The sequence below is a fragment of the Amycolatopsis anabasis genome (genome assembly GCF_009765355.1).
Lineage (GTDB): Bacteria > Actinomycetota > Actinomycetes > Mycobacteriales > Pseudonocardiaceae > Amycolatopsis > Amycolatopsis anabasis.
This window is the reverse complement of record NZ_VTHK01000189.1, coordinates 1-584: the sequence shown is the minus strand read 5'-3', so window position 1 is coordinate 584 and position 584 is coordinate 1. Positions and strand designations below refer to the sequence as shown.

The following is a 584-nucleotide window of genomic DNA, read 5'->3' as shown; positions in this document are numbered from 1 at the left end:
GGAGCACAACACATCCACCCAACACAGCCCCCATGGGGTTGAGGTTGTGGTGGAGTGGCCGAGACTCAGAAACCGACGGTGTTTCTGTCTTGGTTGCTCAAGGAATTGTGGAACTACTGGTCTAGGACTGCTGGTGTGACGGTGTCGCTGGGTGAGTACTGCTTCCTTTGGGGGGCGTGGAAAGCGGGTGGGCATGGTCGGATCGGTGGTTGTTCACTTAGTGCACTGTTGGGTCCTGAGGCAACACGTCTCTGGTGTGGTGTTTGAGAACTGTAGAGTGGATGCGAGCATCTTTGTGGTCAAGTTGTTAAGGGCACATGGTGGATGTCTAGGCATCAGGAGCCGATGAAGGACGTGGGAGGCTGCGATAAGCCTCGGGGAGCTGTCAACCGAGCTGAGATCCGAGGGTGTCCGAATGGGGTAACCCAGCACTCGTGATGGAGTGTTACCCGCACCTGAATATATAGGGTGTGTGGAGGGAACGCGGGGAAGTGAAACATCTCAGTACCCGTAGGAAGAGAAAACAACCGTGATTCCGTGAGTAGTGGCGAGCGAAAGCGGAGGAGGCTAAACCGTGCACATGT

The 584-nt window shown here is 55.5% G+C and carries 1 rRNA gene; it reads left to right on the top strand.

What is annotated here, in order from left to right:
- Positions 1 to 297: 297 nt before the first annotated feature.
- Positions 298 to 584 (top strand): 23S ribosomal RNA (locus FXO23_RS50665); the annotation flags it as partial.